Source organism: Herbaspirillum sp. 1130, from assembly GCF_017833835.1.
Lineage (GTDB): Bacteria > Pseudomonadota > Gammaproteobacteria > Burkholderiales > Burkholderiaceae_D > Herbaspirillum > Herbaspirillum huttiense.
Genome location: NZ_JAFICQ010000005.1, coordinates 366,810 through 385,724 on the forward strand (window position 1 = coordinate 366,810; position 18,915 = coordinate 385,724).

Genomic DNA, 18,915 nt, shown 5'->3' on the forward strand with positions numbered 1-18,915 from the left:
ATACGGACGGTCACCGCGCTGCCTGGACTGTGATTGCTACCCGGTTCAGAAGCCCCAGCTCAGCATGCCCACCAGCTGGTTGCCCTGCTTGACGTCAAAGCGGTTGTAGCCACCGAGGATGGCCTGCAGCGACCAGGTGATGGAAGAGTCGGGGAAGGGCGCCGACAGGCCCAGCGTCAGGTGGCGCAGGCCGCCGCTGCTGGGGCCGTTGCCGGCGAAGCAGCCATTGACCACGAAGGCCTGGCCCGCCCCGCAGGAGGTACCGGTAGCGGTGTCGCGGGTGCCGAGATACTTGCCCTCGCGGCTGTAGGTGTAGGCGCCCAGCGTGCCGGTGAAGGTGATGTCGTAGGGCAGCGGCTTGGTGTAGACCAGGGTCCAGTAGGTATCGCCCTTGTTGCCCCAGACCACGTCGTTGAGCAGCGTCTGCGCATTGAAGGACAGCGCGCCCCAGGTCAGGCCGGCCTTGGTTTCCAGCGCATTGGCATGGCTGCCGTTGGCGTAGTAGTAGCCGGTCATGCCCAGGGTATAGCCGAGGTCGCCGCTGATGTTGCCGGCGTAGGCGAAGTAGAAATCGTTTTCCACCGAACGCGGTTTCTGGAATTCGGTGATGCTGCGATCGCTATAGGAATTGCCCAGCTGCTTGTACGAATAATTGATGGTCGAGGCCCAGTAGCCGAAGCTCCAGCCACTGCTGTGGACGAAGTCGATGCCCCATTGCAGCGCAGCCTGGTCCGATTCGGGCGCGTCGGCACCGGCATTGCCCAGCGGCTGGCCGTTGCCGTAGGTGGTGGTGACGCCGCGCAGCACATAGCGCGAGGCCAGGTCGATGTGTTTGGTGATGGTCCACGGACCGGCCGGGGCCGCAGCCGGCGCGGCATCATCGGCCAGCGCCGGAGCGCAGGCCAGCAGGGTGGTGAGGGCAGCGGCGCAGGTGCCGAGGCCGCAAAGGCGCGACAGGGAAGTGGCGTAGGTAGTCAAGGTTCTCTCCGTGGTTTGGTCTGGAAGCAGCGTGGATCAGTGTGAAAGCAAGGGACGAGCAGGCCCCGGCGGGTCCGTTGCCGGACCCGCGCAAGACAGTGGGTAATGCTGTTGTGGTGGTGACGTTGTGCGCGCGTGTGCGCGAAAAACTTAAAGTTTTCCGTCGGCCGCCATCTTCATGTAGGCCGGGTCGAAGCGCAGCTTGACGTTCTTCTTGTCGCCGATCACCACGTTGCCGTCGAAGGCGACGCCGATGCCATCGGCGCTCTTGACGTTGGGACCGAGGATGCCGTGGTCAAAGCTGAACTTGGCGATGCGGCCCATGATGGCCGGCAGCTCCTTCTTGGTGGCGAATTCCAGCGCTGCCTTGGGCTGGTAGAACATGGCGGTGGCCGCCAGCTGCGACTGGAAGCCCGCCAGGTCGGTGCCGGAAGCCTTGCCCATGGCGGTCAGCGCGCGCGTGGCGCGCTCATCCTTGGCGGTCATGATGGCCATCATCTCGTACCAGGCACCGGTGAGGGCCTTGCCGAAGGCGGGGTTTTCCTGCAGGGTTTTTGTGTTGACCACCATCAGGTCCATGATTTCGCCGGGCAGCTGCTTGGAGGTGTAGACCAGCGACACATCGGGCGAGGCCGCAATCGAGGACAGCATCGGGTTCCAGGTCACCGTGCTGGTGACGGCCGGGGTGGCGAAGGCGGCAGTGATGTCGGCATCGCTGGTGTTGACCACCTTGACGTCACGCTCGCGCAGGCCGGCCGTTTCCAGCGCGCGCGCCAGCAGGTAGTGCGAGACCGAGAATTCCACCAGCTGCACCGACTGGCCCTTGATGTCGGCCAGCTTCTTGTTCTTCCCCTTGAGCACGATGCCATCGTTGCCGTTGGAATAGTCGCCCACGATCAGGGCAGTGGAGTCCACGCCACCGGCGGCGGGAATGGTGAGCGCATCCATGTTGGTCATGGTGCAGCCGTCGAACTTGCCGGCGGTGTACTGGTTGATCGACTCCACGTAGTCGTTCAACTGCACGGCACTGATGGTGATGCCGTACTTCTTGCCCCACTTGGCCAGGATGCCTTGTGCCTGAGCTTCGCCCCAGGGCATCCAGCCGGCATAGATGGAGGTACAGACCTTGAAGTCGGTGCGGGGGGCGGCGTGGGCCGATGAAAGCGCGCCCGTGAAGGCGGCCAGGGCGATGGCAGCGCCACCAAGGATTCGGGAAATGTTGTACACGGCGTAGGGTCCTCGAAGGGTTTATTGGAAAAAAGCCCGGGAGCGGCGCGGTCGTTGCGAACGCGTCATCTCCCGGGCTTTTCTCCCGCCGTGTAACCCCTTGCGAGGTCGACTGCTCTCGGACCAGACATCCGCACCAGCGAACCGGAACCCTAGCTGTCCATTGCAAATTGTGCTGACTCAAGACCGGACTCGCCGGCTCCCGCTCGCTTTTCAGCAAGGTTCATGCCAATGCCCGGATGCGATGTCGATGATGCGGGATGCCGGTTTTCGCTATTAATAGCGAACGGTTCAACGCGCCATTCGCTGCGTCACCCGTGAGCGATGCTGGCGCATCGTGCGCGCGCCAAATCGGTGCCGGTTTGCACCATGCTTGCGCTCCGGCGATCCGCGAAGTTTCACGTGATTGGCTGCGAACCAGTACAGGTGCGGGTTTGCGCCGGGAGCGCAAGGGCATGCAGGGCTGGTCTGGATCTTGCATGCAAGATTGTCGTTCTCGCCGAGGGCGAGCCAAGACGACTTGGGCCGAAGCAAATGAAGCGCATGCATCACGCGTGGCGGCGGCAACCATCCCTGGACGGCCAGGCCATGTTCGCAGGAGCAGACCATGCCCATGACCCGATCTCACGACACTTCCGTTTTTCCCTTCGCCTTTTCCAGCGAGGCCGCACAGGCCCTGCCGCTCTGTGGCCGCATGCGCACTTCATTGCTGCTCATTGAAGTGCTTGCGCATGCGGTGCGCTGGCTGCGCCGTGCGCGCTGATGGTATGGAATTTGCTGAAATCCAATGACATGCAGAGCAGCCCGCACCGATGATCTGACAATGACCTGATCATCCGACGGCTGCACAAGACGTTCAAATAGCTGGCTAGGGTTCCGGTCTGCCGCAGGCAGATGACTGGTCCGAGAGCCGGCGACCTCGGTCGAGGTTACACGGCGGGACAAAAGCCCGGGAGAGAGTTGCACCACAGGTGCCGCGCTGCTCCTGCTTTTGTTCAACCCCGACCGGAGTTTCCCGTGATCGCTGTTCGCCACCCCAGGTTCCATCCCGCAGCCCGCGTGCTGCGTCCGTCCCTGCCTCGGTCCTTGCCACAGGGAGGCGCGCCATGCGTTTCCTGAATCGCCATCCCGGCCGCTCAGGGCAGTGGCTGCTGACGCTCCTGCCCTTCCTCATCCTGGCGCTGCTGTACGCCTTCGGCTCGGCCACGCGCCTGGCCGACAATCCCAATGACAAGCTCCTGCCCAGCCTCGCGCAGATGGTCGATGCGGTCCGTCACATGGCCTTCATGGAAGACCCGCGCACCGGCGACTACCTGTTCTGGAGCGACACCCTGGCCAGCCTGCAGCGCGTGCTGCTGGGCCTGGGCATCGCGGCCGTGGCCGGGCTGGTGCTGGGCATCGCCAACGGCATCTTCCCGGTGCTGCGCGCAGGATTCTCGCCGCTGCTGACCGTGATCTCGATGGTGCCGCCGCTGGCGATCCTGCCGATTCTCTTCATCGTCATGGGGCTGGATGAATTGTCCAAGGTGATGTTGATCGTCATCGGCGTCACGCCCTTGCTGGCGCGTGATCTCGAACACACCGGCCGCGCCATCCCTGCCGAACTGCTGATCAAGGCGCAGACACTCGGCGCCAACAGCTGGACCGTTGTGCTGCGCGTGGCCCTGCCGCAGATGCTGGCACGCCTGCTGGTCTCGCTGCGCCTGTCGCTGGGGGCGGCGTGGCTGTTTCTCATTTCTGCGGAAGCGATTTCGGCAACGGCTGGTTTGGGCTATCGCATCTTCCTCGTGCGCCGCTATCTGGCCATGGACGTGATCCTGCCCTACGTGGTCTGGATCACGCTGCTGGCGTGGCTGATGGACTGGTCTCTGCGTGCCATCCACCGCCGCTTCTTCCCCTGGGCTGAAGGAGGCCGCGCATGAGCTACATCGAGATCCGCAACGTGTGGCAGCAATACGGCCAGAACGTGGTGCTGGAGCGCCTCAACCTGCGCGTGGAAGAAGGCCAGTTCTGTACCCTGGTCGGTGCTTCCGGCTGTGGCAAGTCCACTTTCCTGCGCTTGCTGCTGGGGCAGGAGCGTCCGAGCAAGGGCCAGCTGCTGCTGCAGGGCCAGCCCTTCCCGGCCGAACCTGATGCCACGCGCGGCGTGGTGTTCCAGCGCTATTCCGTGTTCCCCCATCTGAACGTGCTGGACAACGTGGCCATTGGTCTGGAACTGCCCCAGTCGCCGTTGCTGGGGCGCCTGTTCGGCGGTGCCAAGCGGCGCGCCCGCGAAGAGGCGGCGCAGCTGCTGCATCGTGTCGGTCTGGGCCACGCGCTGGACCTGTATCCCAGCAGCCTGTCGGGCGGCATGCAGCAACGGCTGGCGATTGCCCAGGCGCTCATCGTGCGTCCGCGCGTGCTGTTGCTGGATGAACCCTTCGGTGCCCTCGATCCGGGCATCCGCAAGGAGATGCATGCGCTGCTGCTGGACCTGTGGAAGGACAGCGGCCTGACCGTCTTCATGGTCACCCATGACCTCTCCGAAGGCTTCACTCTGGGCACACGGCTGCTGGTGTTCGACAAGGTGCGCGCCGATCCGCAATACCCGCAGGCCTACGGGGCCCACATCACTTACGACATCGCCCTCAACGAGGCCCGTGCCCGCGAACAGGCGGACAAGCTGGCCTCCCTCCTCACTGCAAAGGAAAGCTGACATGAGCAAGGATCCCCTGGCCCTGCAGGCCAGACTCTACGAAGAACTGCTGCCCGGCGGCGGCCATACGTCCTTCATCCTCAAGCGCGGGCAATCGCTGCGCATCACCGACATCGAAGGCGGTGCCAACGTCAGCATGATGATGCTGAACGCCCAGCAGCCCAGCGAACGCCTGAACCTGCCCGACACCCTCAAGGGCCAGCACACCGCGCGCCTGCAGGCCGGTCACTGCCTGTACTCCGACATGGGCCGCGTGCTGGCGGCCATCACCGAAGACACCTGCGGCTGGCATGACAGCTTCGGCGGCGTGCTCAATGCCGAAGAGGTGCGCGAGAAATACGGCCAGGGCCGCTACCAGGAATTGCGCAACGGATTCCATCGCAACGGCGCCGACAACCTGCTGGTGGAAATGGGCAAGTGGAACCTCGACCTGCAGGACCTGCTGATGGTGGTGAACCTGTTCTCGCGCGTGAACGTGGATGCCGAGGGCGTTTTCCACTTCGTGCCCGGCAATTCCAAGGCGGGTGACTTCATCGAACTGGCCGCGCCGATGGACACGCTCATCATCCTGACGGCCCTGCAGCATCCGATGGACCCGCATCCGCACTACGCACCGCGCCCGGTCCGGCTGGCATGGCTGCAGACGCACAGCGACGACAGCACCCATGCCTGCCGCCATTCTCGCCCCGAGAACGAGCGCGCCTTCCACAACACTGAACGCTTCCATCTCTGAACCAGGGAGACTCACATGCACATCATCGAAAGCCAGCGCGCCCCCGAACAAGCCGTGTTCCGTCACGTGATCCCGGCCGGCGAACCCTATCTCTTCAACCTCGGCGCCGGGCAGACCGTGCGCCTGCTGGACCTGGAAGGCAACCAGGCCATCGATACGCTGTTCTACAGCGCCGCCAATCCGCGTGAACGCTACGATCCCCAGCGCACCCTGCGCCGCCAGAATCGCGCCTACCTGGGTGCGGGCAGCGTGCTGTATTCCAACCTGGGCCGCGCACTGGCCACCATCGTGGCCGATACCTGCGGCCGCCATGACACGCTGGGCGGGGCCTGCGCGCAGGAGAGCAATACCGTGCGCTATGCGCTGGACAAACGCTACATGCACAGCTGCCGCGACAATTTCCTCTGTGCCTGTCTGCACGATGGCCGCCTCAACAAGCGCGACATCGGCGCCAACATCAACTTCTTCATGAACGTGCCGGTCACCCCCGAGGGCGGTCTCACTTTCGAGGATGGCATTTCGGCCGCCGGCAAGTACGTGGAGCTGCGCGCCGAGCAGGATCTCATCGTGCTGATCTCCAACTGCCCGCAGCTCAACAATCCCTGCAACGGCTGGAACCCCACGGCGGCCGAAGTGCTGGTGTGGGACTGATCCGCACCGCTTGAACGACCGCAGTAGTGCACCGCTCGCGGACGACCGCGAGCCGGTTTTTCGAATCACGGGACGACCCGGATTTCCAGGCCCATTCCATGTTTGACCACTTGCTCATCGCCAATCGCGGCGCCATTGCCTGCCGCATCCTGCGCACCTTGCGCACGCTGGACGTGACCGGCGTGTGCGTCTATTCCGAAGCTGACCTCGGCAGCCTGCACGTCTTGCAGGCCGACCGCACCATCTCGCTGGGAGAAGGACCGGCCGCCCAGACCTATCTTGCCGTGGACAAGATCCTGGCCGCCGCCCGCGACAGCGGCGCGCAAGCCATCCACCCGGGCTATGGCTTCCTCTCCGAAAATGCCGCCTTCGCCGAAGCCTGCGAAGCGGCCGGCATTGCCTTCGTCGGCCCGACGCCGCCGCAGTTGCGCATCTTCGGACTCAAGCACACCGCGCGCGCACTGGCACGCGAACAGGGCGTGCCGATGCTGGAAGGCACCGACCTGCTGGAGAGCATCGATGATGCGCTGGCCGCTGCATCCCGCGTCGGCTATCCGGTGATGCTGAAGAGCACGGCCGGCGGTGGCGGCATCGGCATGCGCGTCTGCCGCAGCGATGCCGAACTGGGCGATGCCTTCGATTCGGTGCGTCGCCTGGGCCAGAACAATTTCAGCGACGCCGGCGTCTTCATCGAGAAATATATCGAGCGCGCCCGCCATCTGGAAGTGCAGGTCTTCGGGGATGGCCAAGGCGAGGTGATCGCATTGGGTGTGCGTGACTGCTCGGTACAGCGACGCAATCAAAAGGTGCTGGAGGAAACTCCCGCCCCCAACCTGCCCGAGGGCATGGCCGACGCCTTGTGCGCGGCGGCCATCAAGCTGGCCAAGGCGGTGAACTACCGCAGTGCCGGCACGGTGGAGTTCGTCTATGACAGCCTGGCCGGGCAGTTCTACTTCCTCGAAGTCAATACGCGCCTGCAGGTGGAACATGGCGTGACCGAACAGGTCTGGGGCGTGGACCTGGTGCGCTGGATGATCGAGCTGGCCGCTGGCGACCTGCCGCCGCTGGCGCAATTGGCGGCCGGTCTGCAGCCGCGTGGCCATGCGATCCAGGCGCGCCTGTATGCGGAAGACCCGGGCCGCCAGTTCCAGCCTTGCCCGGGCCTGCTGACCGCCGTCGGTTTTCCGGACGCCGATGGACAGGCGTTGCGCATCGATACCTGGGTCGAGGCCGGATGCGAGATCCCGCCGTATTTCGATCCCATGATCGCCAAGCTCATCAGCTGGCAGCCCACCCGCGAGGCAGCCCGTGTGGCGCTCAATTCCGCGCTGCGCGAGACCGCGCTATACGGCGTGGAGACCAACCAGCACTACCTGCGCCAGATCCTCGACGATGTCCCGTTCGCCAGCGGCCAGCCATGGACGCGCTGCCTGGAACATCTGGTTTATCGCGCCGATACCGTGGAGGTGCTGTCGCCCGGCACCCAGACCACGGTGCAGGATCATCCCGGCCGCATCGGATACTGGGCGGTCGGTGTGCCGCCCTCCGGCCCGATGGATGAGCGCGCCTTGCGGCTGGGCAATCGTCTGCTGGGCAATGCCGAGGATGCGGCCGGATTGGAAGTGACGATGATGGGTCCGGTATTGCGCTTCAATACCGCCGCCAGCGTGGTGGTGACCGGTGCCGTGATCCCGGTGCTGCTCGATGGCGTGGCCCAGCCAATGGCCACCGTGCTGCACATTGCGGCCGGCAGTACCTTGAAGCTCGGTACCATCAGCGGGGCCGGTGCGCGCAGCTACTTGGCCGTGCGCGGTGGCGTGCAGGTTCCGGCCTATCTCGGCAGCCGCAGCACCTTCACGCTGGGCCAGTTCGGTGGCCACGCGGGCCGCGCGCTGGCCAGTGGCGACATCCTGCATCTGCTGCCGCTGGCCAGCGATGAGATGCCCGCGGCCGGCCAGGTCTTGCCGGCCGATCTGTATCCTGCGCTGGAGCAGGTGCGGCCGGTCCGCGTGATCTATGGTCCGCATGGTGCGCCGGAGTATTTCACGCCGGCCTACATGGAGACCTTCTTCGCCACCGACTGGGAAGTCCATTTCAATTCCAGCCGCACCGGCGTGCGCCTGATCGGTCCCAAACCGGAATGGGTGCGCGACAGCGGCGGCGAAGCCGGGCTGCATCCCTCCAACATCCATGACAATCCCTATGCCGTGGGTGCCGTCGATTTCACCGGCGACATGCCGGTGATCCTCGGGCCGGATGGCCCCAGCCTGGGCGGCTTTGTCTGCCCGGTCACGGTGATCGAGGCCGATCTCTGGCAGATCGGCCAGCTCAAGGCGGGCGACAAGGTCCGCTTCATTCCGGTGGACGTGAGCACGGCACGCCGCATCGCTCTGGCAGCGCATGCCGGCATCGCCAGCCTGCAGGCGCCAGCGGTGGACTGGTCGCCGGCACCGCTGGCTTCGCCTATCGTGCTGGACCTGGGCCAGGACGAACAACGCCTGGTGGCGCGCCTGTCGGGCGATGCCAACCTGTTGCTGGAAGTGGGTAGCCCGCAACTGGACCTGGTACTGCGCTTCCGCGTGCACGCCCTGATCGCGGCGCTGGAAGAACAGGCCTTGCCTGGCGTGATCGACCTGACCCCCGGCATCCGTTCGCTGCAAGTGCATTACCAGCCCGAAGCGCTGCCCTTGCCAAGGCTGCTGGAAACCATCGCCGGATTGTGGGACGCCGTCTGTGCCAGCCAAAACCTGACGGTTTCGTCGCGTATCGTGCATCTGCCTTTGTCCTGGGACGATCCGGCCTGCCAGCTCGCCATCGAGAAATACATGACCACGGTGCGCAAGGATGCACCCTGGTGCCCGAGCAATCTGGAATTCATCCGCCGCATCAACGACCTCAAGGACATCGGCGCGGTACGCGAGACGGTCTTCGATGCCAGCTACCTGGTCATGGGATTGGGCGACGTCTACCTGGGCGCACCGGTGGCGACTCCGCTGGACCCGCGCCATCGCCTGGTCACCACCAAGTACAACCCGGCGCGCACCTGGACTGCCGAGAATTCGGTGGGCATCGGCGGCGCCTACATGTGTATCTATGGCATGGAAGGGCCGGGCGGCTACCAGTTCGTGGGCCGCACGCTGCAGATGTGGAACCGCTATCGCGAGGTCGCCGCCTTCCGGGGCAAGCCGTGGTTGCTGCGCTTCTTTGACCAGATTCGTTTCTATCCGGTCACGGCCGAAGAATTGCAGACCATCCGCCGCGATTTTCCGCTGGGCCGCTTCGAGGTCGGCATCGAAGAAACCCAGCTGAACCTGGCGGACTATCAGGATTTCCTGCAGCGCGAAGCCGAGGGGATTGCCGCCTTCCGCCAGCACCAGCAGGCCGCCTTCGATGCCGAACGCCAGCGCTGGATCGCCTGCGGCCAGGCCAACTACGAGAGCGAGGAGAGCAGCGCCATCGTGCAAGATCACCAGCCGCTGCAGGCGGGCCAATTGTCAGTGGATGCACCGATTGCCGGCAACCTGTGGCAGGTCAAGGTCAGCCCCGGCCAGCGTGTGGCGCAGGGTGAGCTGCTGATGATCCTGGAGTCGATGAAGATGGAAATCAACATCACCGCGCCTGAAGCGGGCATCGTCGCCGAAGTGCGGGTGCAGCCGGGTAGTCCGGTGCGCGCGGGACAGTGCGTGCTGGTCATGGAAAACACTGAAGAGGAGGCCGCATGATCCATTCCTTTGACCTGCGCATCGATGCGCTCACGGCGGCCTATCGTGATGGCAGCCTGTCGCCGCGCGCCGTGATCGGCCGCCTGCGTGAGAGTGCCATCGCGCTCAACCCGCAATACCGGCTCTACATCCACCTGTTGAGCGAGGAGGAAACCGAGCCCTACCTGCAGGCACTGGAAGGGCAATCCCCGCACAGCCTGCCCCTGTATGGCGTGCCGTTCTCGATCAAGGACAACATCGACCTGGCCGGCATCCCCACTACGGCCGCCTGTCCGGCCTTCAGCTACGTGCCGCGCGAGAGCGCCACGCTGGTGGCGCAGCTCATCGCACTGGGCGCGATCCCCGTGGGCAAATGCAATCTGGATCAGTTCGCCACCGGCCTCAACGGCACGCGTTCGCCCTATGGCGCTTGCCGCAACAGCGTGCATCCGGATTATCCTTCCGGCGGTTCATCCTCCGGCTCGTCGCTGGCGGTGGCATTGGGCTTGAGCAGTTTTGCACTGGGCACCGATACCGCCGGCAGTGGCCGCGTTCCCGCCGCCCTGAACAATCTGGTCGGGTTGAAGGCGACCAAGGGTTTGCTCTCCACCGCCGGCGTGGTCCCCGCCTGCCGCACGCTGGATTGCGTGACCTTCTTCACTGCCACGGCGGCCGAGGCCAGCCACCTGCTGGCGCTTTGCACGCAGGCCATGCAGCCCGATGAGCGCGATGAATACAGCCGCGCCAACCTGCCGCAGAACGATGCAGCGGCCTTCCAGCCACCGCGCAAAGGCTTGCGCGTGGGGGTGCCGCGCCAGCTGGAATTCCTCGGCTGCAGCGAGAGTCCGGTCCTGTTCGTGGAGGCGCTGGAGCAGATGGAGGCCATCGGCGGCGTGCCCGTGACCATCGATTTCACTCCCTTCCTGGAGGCAGCGCGTCTGCTCTACGAAGGGCCGTGGGTAGCAGAACGCTACAGCACCATCGAGGCACTGCTGCAGGAACAGCCTCAGGAAATCCTGCCGGTGATTCGCGACGTGCTGCGCAAGGCGCCGCAGTTCAGTGCCGTCGATACCTTCCGCGCGCAATATCGCCTGCAGCAACTGAAGGCCGAATGCGACCGCATCCTGGCCACCGTCGATTGCGTGGTGACGCCGGCCTATCCGCGCCCGGTGACGCTGGAAGAATTGCGCGAGCAGCCGGTGCAGCGCAATTCGGACCTGGGCTGGTACACCAACTTCATGAACATGCTGGATTACGCCGCAGTGGCCACGCCCATGAATTTCATGAAGAACGGCCTGCCCTGGGGCATCACGGTATTCGGTCCGGCCTTCAGCGACCAGAGGCTGCTGGGTGTGGCCGATGCCCTGCAGCGCGCCCATGGGAGGCCGCTGGCCGGGCAGCGTCACATCGAAAGCCGGCTGCTGGCTGCTTGAAAGAGCGAGGGCAGGGACGCCGGATCAGGCGTCCGGCAGGATCTCGGTCAGCGACAGGATCGCCTGCGCCACTTCGGCAATGCGCCGGTTCTGGTTCATCGCATGCTTGCGCAGCAGGCGATAGGCGGCCTCTTCGTTGAGACCCTGCTTCATCATCAGCACGCCCTTGGCGCGTTCGATGAGCTTGCGTTCTTCCAGGCTCTCGCGCACGGTGGCCAGTTCCTGGGTCAGGTTCTGCAGGCGTTCGGACTGGGTGCGCAGGATGTCGACGATGGATTGGGTCAGGTGCGGGCCCACGCCCGCGCTCAGCGAGCCGTCCGGCAACGGCTGGCCATCCAGGCCGGAGGCGAAGGCCGTCAGCGAGGCCAGCGGATCACGGTCATCGGCCTGCGTGAAGAACTGGCCCTGATGGTCCAGGTCCTTCTGCAATTCGCGGATCTTGTCCTGGCATTGCGACTGCACGTATTGCGCGAGATGGATCTCGACCCGATGCAGGCCATCCATGCGGGTGGAGCAGCACTGATACCAGGCATCGGCCAGCTCGGGATCCAGCGGCCGGCCGTGGGCGGTGAGCAGCTTGCGGCGCAGGCGTTCCAGATCGGCCAGTGGCAGCGTGGCCTGCATGGCGCTCCATTCATTGCGGAAGCCTTCGGCGAAGGATTCGAAACGGCGCAGGGCCTGTTCCTGCATCTCGATCTGGGTCTCGATGGTCTGTTCCTGTTCGCGCGTGATCTTGCCCGTGACGAAGGCGGCAGCTCCGGCGGCCCGTTCGCGGCCGGCAAATTCCTTGCCTTGCATCAGGTTGAACAGCGCCACCAGCAACCGCGAAATCTGCGGATCCACCGCCACGTCAGCGGCTTCGAATACCAGCGCCAGCAAGGCACCCACTACGGTCTTGAAACGCTCGTAGCTGGCCGCCGGGGTGCAGGCCAGTGCGGCCACATCGGCGCGCAGCTTGGGCAGCCCGTCCAGCGCATGCAGGGCGAAGGCGATGCGGGTGTAGAGGCGAGCGCCGTTGGAGAGGGCGTTGTCGGGGACGGTGGAGCCGAGCCAGGTGTCGAACTCGCACTGGGCCGCCTGGCTGGCGGCCACGCGCTCCCGCCAGGCCTGCGCATCCCGCTCGCCGCGCGAACCGAGATAGATGTTGGAGAGGCCGCGTTCCTGCTGCAGGCAATGGATGAGCTTGCCCACGGTCAGTACCAGCTGGCAGGTGTGTGCCAGGCGTTGCAGTTCTTCCGCTTCGCAGCGGCGGGCGGTGATCAGGTAGTTCAGGACTTGGCTCATGGCGGGCAGGGCTAAGAATCACAATGGCTGGCCGCATCGCGAGCAAGATTCGTGCGATGCATGGATGTCCCGGATTGTAATGGAATCGCCCCGCCCGGCGCTTCCCCTGCCAGCGCTAGCGGGCGATATACCACTCGTAGCGATGATTCCACGCCACGAACAGGTTCATCGTGATGGCGCCGACCAGCGAATAGCACACGCGATCCATCGGCAGGAACAGCGCCGCCGTCGCAAACAGCGCCAGGTCGAAACCCATGAGCAGCCAGCCGGCCTTGAAGCCGGTGCGCTCTTGCACATAGGTAGCCAGGATGCTCATGCCGCCGCAGCTGGCCTGGTGGCGGAACAGGCCGATCAGGCCAATGCCCACGCACAGGCCGGCCAGCACGGCACCTACGGCGGGATCGAGGTGGCTGTAGCTGATGTAGTTGCCAGCCACGTTGGTCAGGACCGACACGGCGGTGACGGCCGCCAGCGTGCGCCAGGTGAAGGCCGCCCCATGCGCAGGGCGGCCAGCAGGTAGAAGGGCAGGTTGATGAGGGTAAAGGCCATGCCGAAGCTGATCCCGGTGGCATAGGTCACCAGGAAGGCCACGCCGGCGATCTGGCCGATGATCAGGCCCAGGCTGTGCAGCATGGACATGCCGAAGGCGATCATCACCACCCCGAAGAGCTGGCCCTGCAGGTTGTCGATCCAGCTGTGGCGCACGGCCGGGGTGGCAGGAGGCGTTGCGCGCGCAGCAGGCGCGGAGGCAATCGGCGAGGAGGGCGAGGAATCCGCAGTGGAAGTCGTCATGGCAATACCAATCATCAATCGTGGATAACGAACGCGTCACGTCAATGGCCAGGCCGGCGGGTAAGCTGACCCAGTCATCAGTGTGCAGCTGCCTTCAATCGCCGACAGCCGCCGCAGGTGCGCATGGTAAAGGATTTGTTGCAGTGCGGCGACCGCCGGATGAGGCGGCGCGGCGCTGCTGCAACACTTCTCGGCTAGCAGGAAATGTGCCAATGCAAAAAAGAACAGCAAGGCAGCAGGATTCACCTTGCTGGTGCAAGGAATTGGCCGCAGGAGGGAAGGTGACGGGTCTTTGGCGCGTTGGCATTCATCTGCGCTACAGATCAATCCACTTGCGTTCATCGATCGGGCGCATGAGTCTCACCGCACAGGCAACGTGGATCGGGCCAGCGCACTCTGCGTGGCCCGAAGAAGGAGGGAGAAAGCGATCAGGGCACTGATGTGGCACCCCTGATCGCCTGCAGCGGCTAGGCCAGGTGCGTGCGGAAGAAGCTGGTCAGCTTGTCGAAGGGAATCAGGTCGACACGGTCGTACAGGTCCACATGCACGGCCCCCGGGATGATCACCAGTTCCTTGGGCTCGGCGGCGGCGGCGAAGGCGGTTTCGCTGAAGTAGCGCGAGTGTGCCTTCTCGCCATGGATCAGCAACAGCGGGCGCGGAGAGATTTCCTTGATGTAGCTGAGGATGGGCATGTTCATGAAGGACAGCGGCATGGTCCTGGTCCACGAGGCATTCGAATTCACCGAGCGCGGATGGAAGCCGCGCGGGGTGCGGTAGTAGTCGTGATACTGCACCAGGAATGGCGGCTCGCCGCCCTTGAGCTGGTTCATGACCGGACCATGTTCCGGCGTGCCGCGCTCGGCATCCTTCCAGCGTTGCTGGCCGAGCTGCTCCAGCAGCTCCGTGCGCTGGGCCAGCGTGACGCTGTCGTTGTAGCCGCGCGAGAGCACGCGTGTCATGTCGTACATGGTGCTGGCAACCACCGCCTTGACGCGCTTGTCTACAGCGGCCGCATTGAGGGCCATGCCACCCCAGCCGCAGACGCCGATCATGCCGATACGCTGGCGATCGACATGGGGCAGCAGGCCGATGAAGTCGACGGCGGCGCTGAAGTCTTCGGTATTGATGTCGGGCGAGGCGACATTGCGCGGCTCGCCGCCGCTCTCGCCGGTGAAAGAGGGATCGAAGGCCAGCGTGACGAAGCCGCGTTCGGCCATGGTCTGGGCGTACAGTCCGGAGGATTGCTCCTTGACGGCGCCGAATGGCCCGCTCACCACGATGGCGGCGATGCGCCCGCTGATGTTTTTCGGTTCATAGAGATCGCCTGCGAGCACGATCCCGTAGCGGTTGCGGAAGCTGACCTTGCGGTGCTCGACCTTGTCGCTGCGCGCGAAGGTTTTGTCCCACAGGGTGCCGTCAGCGCTGAACGGCAGCGCAGTAGTTTGCCTGGATTGGGCGTTGGCAGTGGTCATGAAGGTGGTTCCCAGGGCGGCAAGGCCGGCGCCAGCTGCCTTGAGCATGCCGCGGCGGCTCACGGTGGACGGCTCCGGACGGAGCGGGTTTTCTGCGGATTGGGTCGGTTCGTTCATTGCATTTCCGGTCAATGGCCCCCCGGGACGCCAAGGGGGAAAGGAAGTTCATATCGGCGCGCAACCCACCAGCCGCCGGGCAGAGGCTCGGCGGCTGTCGTCCTGGTGGATACGGACCATGCGCCGTGATGTGCCCCGGGCGGTCAGGGGGGAACCTCTCCGGGACAGAACAAAGTCTGTCAGGGGACCGCAGGACTGACTAGCTAATCAATGCTTAATTACCTTATTAGCCTGGCTAATGGATAGAGGTGTGTGTTCGCCTGCAGCTGTGACGACCACCCCATCGGAGTGGCCATGCGTGCGCTGTTCAGAGCGCCATGCTCCACACCTTGGCATGCCGGCCTGCGCCGTAGTAATCCATCATCATTCCGTGGCTGGCATCGAAGAGATGGTCGTAAAAACCCCAGCTGGCGCGATAGCGCGGCCCGCTGTTGACCACCAATGTGGTGGCCCCGGCCGCACGGGCCTCATCGCAGGCGGCTTGCAAAAGCGCACGGCCGATTCCCCGTCCGCGCATGGCGTCGCGATGCACGAAGACATTGAGCAATTCGAGCGCGCTCCCTTGCCCAGGCGTATCCAGTGCGAGATGGCTGCTGATGCGCGCATCCGGACCCGACAGCGCCATGCAGCCCAGCGCGACGCCCTGCGCATCACGCGCCACCAAGTAGCTGCGGTAGCGTCCATCAGCATCCCGCTCGCCGTTCATGCTTTGCCGGATGGCGGCGATCTCGGCCTCGACCACGCTGCCATCGTGCAGATCGCGGACATGCTGGCGCAGGATCGTATCGAGTGCGGGAAGGTCGGCGTGCTCCAGCCAGCGTATGACGCCAGCTTCAGGTGCATGCGCTGCGGTGGCGTCTGCAGGCCGGGGATGCTCGTAAAGGATGTCCCATTCTCCCTCGCCGGCCTGCACGAAGCCGTGGCGCTGATAGAAGGCATTGGCAGGGCTGTCGCGCAGTGCGGCCAGTTGCACGCTGCAGCCATGGCGGCGGGCATCGGCCAGGATGCGCCTGAGGACTTGCGCACCGAGGCCGCCATGCTGGAAGTCCGGATGCAGATACAGATGACGCAGCCGCAGCCTGTCGGTCTGTCGCTCCAGCACAAAGAAGCCTGCGGCCTGGCCCGCCTGCATGATGTGGAAGGTCACTTCCGGCACGAAGCCGCTGGTGAAGCGTTCGCGCGCCCGTTGCGGATCGAAGCGCCCGATCTGCTCCAGGCTGGGACGCATGGCGGTGATGCGCAGGGCGACCAGGTGGTCGAGATCCGAGGGGAGGGTTTGCCGGAACAGCGCCAGCGGGGCCAGGCGGAGCAGGGGAGAGCGGGTCATCTTGCGGGACCGGGGGGCGCGGGCATCGGTCAGGTGGTAGCGGGGCTATCAGCATACCCGTGTCGGGGCTGGCGTGCCGGCTGCGGGCAGCCTTGATCTTGCGGTGATCTGTTCCGTGTACACTCCACGTTCCCTGCCCCTCCTCGTGCATCGCTCATGTTTCGTCTCAGGCTTTCTCTCGCCTTTGGTTTGCTGGTCGTGCTGGTCTGCGTGCAGGCCGGTTTCGTCTATTGGGGTGCCAACCGCGTCAATGACTATGCGCAGCACAGCCGGCTGGCCAGCGACATCCAGTCCGAGCTGCTGGAACTGTCCGCCAACAAGCAGCGCTTGCGCGTGTGGGCTTCGCAGCAGCTGATGGATGCCGATGCCTCGCCCGAGGTACGCGACCGCCTGCTGGCCAGCATGCAGGAGAGTGCCGCGCGCCTGCAGCAACTGGCACGGCGCGACATCACGCTGTGGACCGAGATCGCCGCGCGCGACCAGGTGCCGATCCCCGCCGATGTCGAACAGCTGGCGTCGGTGGCTGACCTGCTGAGCGACAACATCGCCGCCGTGCAGACCCGCCTGCTGGCCCTGGCCCCCTTGCGGGGCGATGCCGAATTCTCGGGCGTCTGGCGCGAGATCAATCAAGTCTTCGACATGGCGCGCGGACGCGACCTGCGCGAGCTGCTCAACGGAGCCGTCGAGCGCCAGCGCAAGGCGGTGCCGATTGCGCGCCTGGCCACCGAACGCGGCCTGGACCGGGTTCGGACCCAGGCCATCTTCATGGTCATCATGACCTTGCTGGGAGCGGCACTGCTGGCGCTGCACCTGGGACGCCGCCTGCAACGGCCGCTGGAACGCTTGCTGGATGGCGTGCGCGCCTTGCGCGCGGGCCAGCTCGATCATCGTGTACCGGTCGGTTCCGGCGATGAATTCGATCGCGTCGCCGAGGGCTTCAATGCCATGGCCGCCGAACTGCAGCAGCACCGCGCCGATGCCGATGCCGCCCGGCGCCGGCTGGAAGAGGCCGTGGAGGCGCGCACCGGCGAACTGCGCCATGCGCATGAAACCCTGCAGCACATCGACCTGCGGCGACGCCAGCTGTTCGCCGATCTCGGCCACGAATTGCGCACCCCCACCACCGCCATCCGTGGCGAAGCCGAGATCGCCCTGCGCGGCGCGGACAAGCCGGCGCAGGAATATCGCCAGGCCCTGCAGCGCATCGTCGAGGACAGCAAGCAGCTCACCGGCCGCATCAATGACCTGCTGCTCATCGCCAAGGCCGAAGCCGACCAGATCGTGATGCAGCCGCAGCCCATCCAGCTGCACGAACTGCTCACCGATGCGGCCGACGTTGCCGAAGCATTGGGCGCGGACAATCAGGTGAGCGTGCAGCGCCTGCCTTTCCCGGAGGCCGATGCCTGCTGGCTGATGGCGGATGCGGAGCGCCTGCGCCAGGCCATCGTCATCGTGCTGGACAATGCCATCCGCTATTCTCCGCGCGGGGCCGTGGTGAGCGTGCAATGCCTGCAGCAGCCGGATCGGGTGCAGATCTTGATCACCGACCAGGGCATCGGCATCGATGCCGACGAATTGCCGCAGGTCTTCGAGCGCTTCGTGCGCGGCCGCCGTGCGCGGGCGCATCGGGCCGACGGGACCGGCATCGGGCTGTCGATCGCGCGCGCCATCCTGCATGCGCACCATGGGGAGATCCGTTTGCAGAGCACACCCGGAGAGGGGACCTGCGTCACCATCGACTTGCCGCGCCATCCCGCACCGATATCCGGCAGCCGATACCACTGATCCTGCATCACCATGAACATCCTCATCATCGAAGACGACGCCCGCGTGGCCGATTTCCTCTCGCGTGGACTGCGTGCCGAAGGCTACCGCGTACAGCATGCGCGCACCGGGCCGGATGGCCTGCAGCTGGCCCGCGAAGGCGAGCATGCGCTGCTGTTGCTGGACGTGATGCTGCCCGGCATGACCGGGCTGGAACTGTGCCAGACGCTGCGCGCCGAATGCAATCACGTCCCCATCCTGATGCTGACGGCACTCAGCGATGTCGACGATCGCGTCGCCGGCCTGCGCCTGGGCGCGGATGACTATCTCACCAAGCCCTTCGCCTTCGAGGAATTGCTGGCCCGCATCGAGGCACTGCTGCGTCGCGGACGCGAACAGCGCACCGTGGCGACCGTGCTGGAAGTGGCCGATCTGGTGCTCGATCGCGAGCGCATGCAGGTCACGCGCGCCGGCAAGCCCATCACGCTCACGGCCAAGGAACTGGCCTTCCTGGAATTGCTGATGAGCGCACCGGGCCGGCTCTACAGCCGCGAGCGCATCCTCTCCAACGTCTGGGGGGCCAACGAGGATCCGCTGACCAACATCGTCGACGTCTACATTCGCCGCCTGCGCAGCAAGATCGACGAGGGCCACGATCTGCCCCTGCTCAAGACCGTGCGCGGACTCGGTTATCGCCTCGACGACCAGCCTGCGTGAAGGGCCGGCCAGCGGCCGCCGTTC

The 18,915-nt window shown here is 65.1% G+C and carries 16 protein-coding genes and 2 riboswitches; of the genes, 9 read left to right on the top strand and 7 right to left on the bottom strand.

The window, feature by feature from the left end:
• Positions 1–45: 45 nt before the first annotated feature.
• Together JOD78_RS23140 and JOD78_RS23145 are read right to left on the bottom strand one after the other, a co-directional pair.
• Positions 46–978: a TorF family putative porin gene (locus JOD78_RS23140; protein WP_209569416.1), complete on the bottom strand. Its 933-nt coding sequence runs from the start codon at positions 976–978 to the stop codon at positions 46–48.
• Between the two features lie 150 nt (positions 979–1,128).
• Complete coding sequence (locus tag JOD78_RS23145; protein WP_034333841.1) at positions 1,129–2,205, bottom strand: putative urea ABC transporter substrate-binding protein; 1,077 nt, start codon at positions 2,203–2,205, stop codon at positions 1,129–1,131.
• A gap of 67 nt (positions 2,206–2,272) precedes the next feature.
• A riboswitch (guanidine-I (ykkC/yxkD leader) is annotated at positions 2,273–2,372 on the bottom strand.
• A gap of 446 nt (positions 2,373–2,818) precedes the next feature.
• On the opposite strand from JOD78_RS23145, the gene JOD78_RS23150 reads away from it, so the two are divergent.
• From JOD78_RS23150 to atzF, 7 genes are all read left to right on the top strand, one after another.
• On the top strand, positions 2,819–2,968 hold the full coding sequence (locus JOD78_RS23150) for a hypothetical protein (protein ID WP_209569640.1): 150 nt from the start codon (positions 2,819–2,821) through the stop codon (positions 2,966–2,968).
• A gap of 94 nt (positions 2,969–3,062) precedes the next feature.
• Positions 3,063–3,163, top strand: a riboswitch (guanidine-I (ykkC/yxkD leader).
• A 148-nt stretch (positions 3,164–3,311) separates the two neighbouring features.
• The gene (locus JOD78_RS23155; RefSeq protein ID WP_134134335.1) at positions 3,312–4,127 is read left to right on the top strand and encodes an ABC transporter permease subunit; all 816 of its coding nucleotides are present in this window, start codon (positions 3,312–3,314) and stop codon (positions 4,125–4,127) included.
• On the top strand, positions 4,124–4,900 hold the full coding sequence (locus tag JOD78_RS23160; protein ID WP_209569415.1) for an ABC transporter ATP-binding protein: 777 nt from the start codon (positions 4,124–4,126) through the stop codon (positions 4,898–4,900). The genes JOD78_RS23155 and JOD78_RS23160 overlap by 4 nt, the downstream gene beginning before the upstream one ends.
• 1 nt (position 4,901) lies before the next feature.
• Positions 4,902–5,633: an urea amidolyase associated protein UAAP1 gene (locus JOD78_RS23165; RefSeq protein ID WP_039783237.1), complete on the top strand. Its 732-nt coding sequence runs from the start codon at positions 4,902–4,904 to the stop codon at positions 5,631–5,633.
• Positions 5,634–5,648: 15 nt separating this feature from the next.
• On the top strand, positions 5,649–6,284 hold the full coding sequence (locus JOD78_RS23170; protein WP_121040900.1) for an urea amidolyase associated protein UAAP2: 636 nt from the start codon (positions 5,649–5,651) through the stop codon (positions 6,282–6,284).
• Between the two features lie 98 nt (positions 6,285–6,382).
• On the top strand, positions 6,383–10,006 hold the full coding sequence (gene uca / locus JOD78_RS23175) for an urea carboxylase (RefSeq protein WP_209569414.1): 3,624 nt from the start codon (positions 6,383–6,385) through the stop codon (positions 10,004–10,006).
• Positions 10,003–11,418 (top strand): allophanate hydrolase, encoded by a 1,416-nt coding sequence (atzF, locus tag JOD78_RS23180; protein ID WP_134134339.1) that lies wholly within the window; start codon positions 10,003–10,005, stop codon positions 11,416–11,418. The genes uca and atzF overlap by 4 nt, the downstream gene beginning before the upstream one ends.
• Before the next feature lie 24 nt (positions 11,419–11,442).
• On the opposite strand, the gene JOD78_RS23185 is transcribed toward atzF, so the two are convergent.
• The 5 genes from JOD78_RS23185 to JOD78_RS23200 all read right to left on the bottom strand — a co-directional run bounded on the left by JOD78_RS23185 (position 11,443) and on the right by JOD78_RS23200 (position 16,410).
• On the bottom strand, positions 11,443–12,702 hold the full coding sequence (locus JOD78_RS23185; protein ID WP_209569413.1) for a nitrate regulatory protein: 1,260 nt from the start codon (positions 12,700–12,702) through the stop codon (positions 11,443–11,445).
• Positions 12,703–12,817: 115 nt separating this feature from the next.
• Positions 12,818–13,156, bottom strand: coding sequence for a YitT family protein (locus tag JOD78_RS28090; protein ID WP_348534280.1), 339 nt, complete (start codon positions 13,154–13,156; stop codon positions 12,818–12,820).
• On the bottom strand, positions 13,144–13,494 hold the full coding sequence (locus JOD78_RS28095) for a YitT family protein (protein ID WP_245202257.1): 351 nt from the start codon (positions 13,492–13,494) through the stop codon (positions 13,144–13,146). Before JOD78_RS28095 ends, JOD78_RS28090 begins: the two co-directional genes overlap by 13 nt.
• A 467-nt stretch (positions 13,495–13,961) precedes the next feature.
• Positions 13,962–15,083 carry an alpha/beta hydrolase gene (locus JOD78_RS23195; protein ID WP_209569411.1) on the bottom strand — a complete coding sequence of 374 codons (1,122 nt, stop codon included), beginning with the start codon at positions 15,081–15,083 and terminating at the stop codon, positions 13,962–13,964.
• A 307-nt stretch (positions 15,084–15,390) separates the two neighbouring features.
• On the bottom strand, positions 15,391–16,410 hold the full coding sequence (locus JOD78_RS23200) for a GNAT family N-acetyltransferase (RefSeq protein ID WP_209569409.1): 1,020 nt from the start codon (positions 16,408–16,410) through the stop codon (positions 15,391–15,393).
• A 156-nt stretch (positions 16,411–16,566) separates the two neighbouring features.
• Between JOD78_RS23200 and JOD78_RS23205 the strand changes: the two genes are divergently transcribed.
• Together JOD78_RS23205 and JOD78_RS23210 are read left to right on the top strand one after the other, a co-directional pair.
• Positions 16,567–18,195, top strand: coding sequence for a HAMP domain-containing sensor histidine kinase (locus JOD78_RS23205; RefSeq protein WP_209569407.1), 1,629 nt, complete (start codon positions 16,567–16,569; stop codon positions 18,193–18,195).
• Between the two features lie 12 nt (positions 18,196–18,207).
• On the top strand, positions 18,208–18,891 hold the full coding sequence (locus tag JOD78_RS23210) for a response regulator transcription factor (RefSeq protein ID WP_134134346.1): 684 nt from the start codon (positions 18,208–18,210) through the stop codon (positions 18,889–18,891).
• The last annotated feature ends 24 nt before the right edge of the window (positions 18,892–18,915 follow it).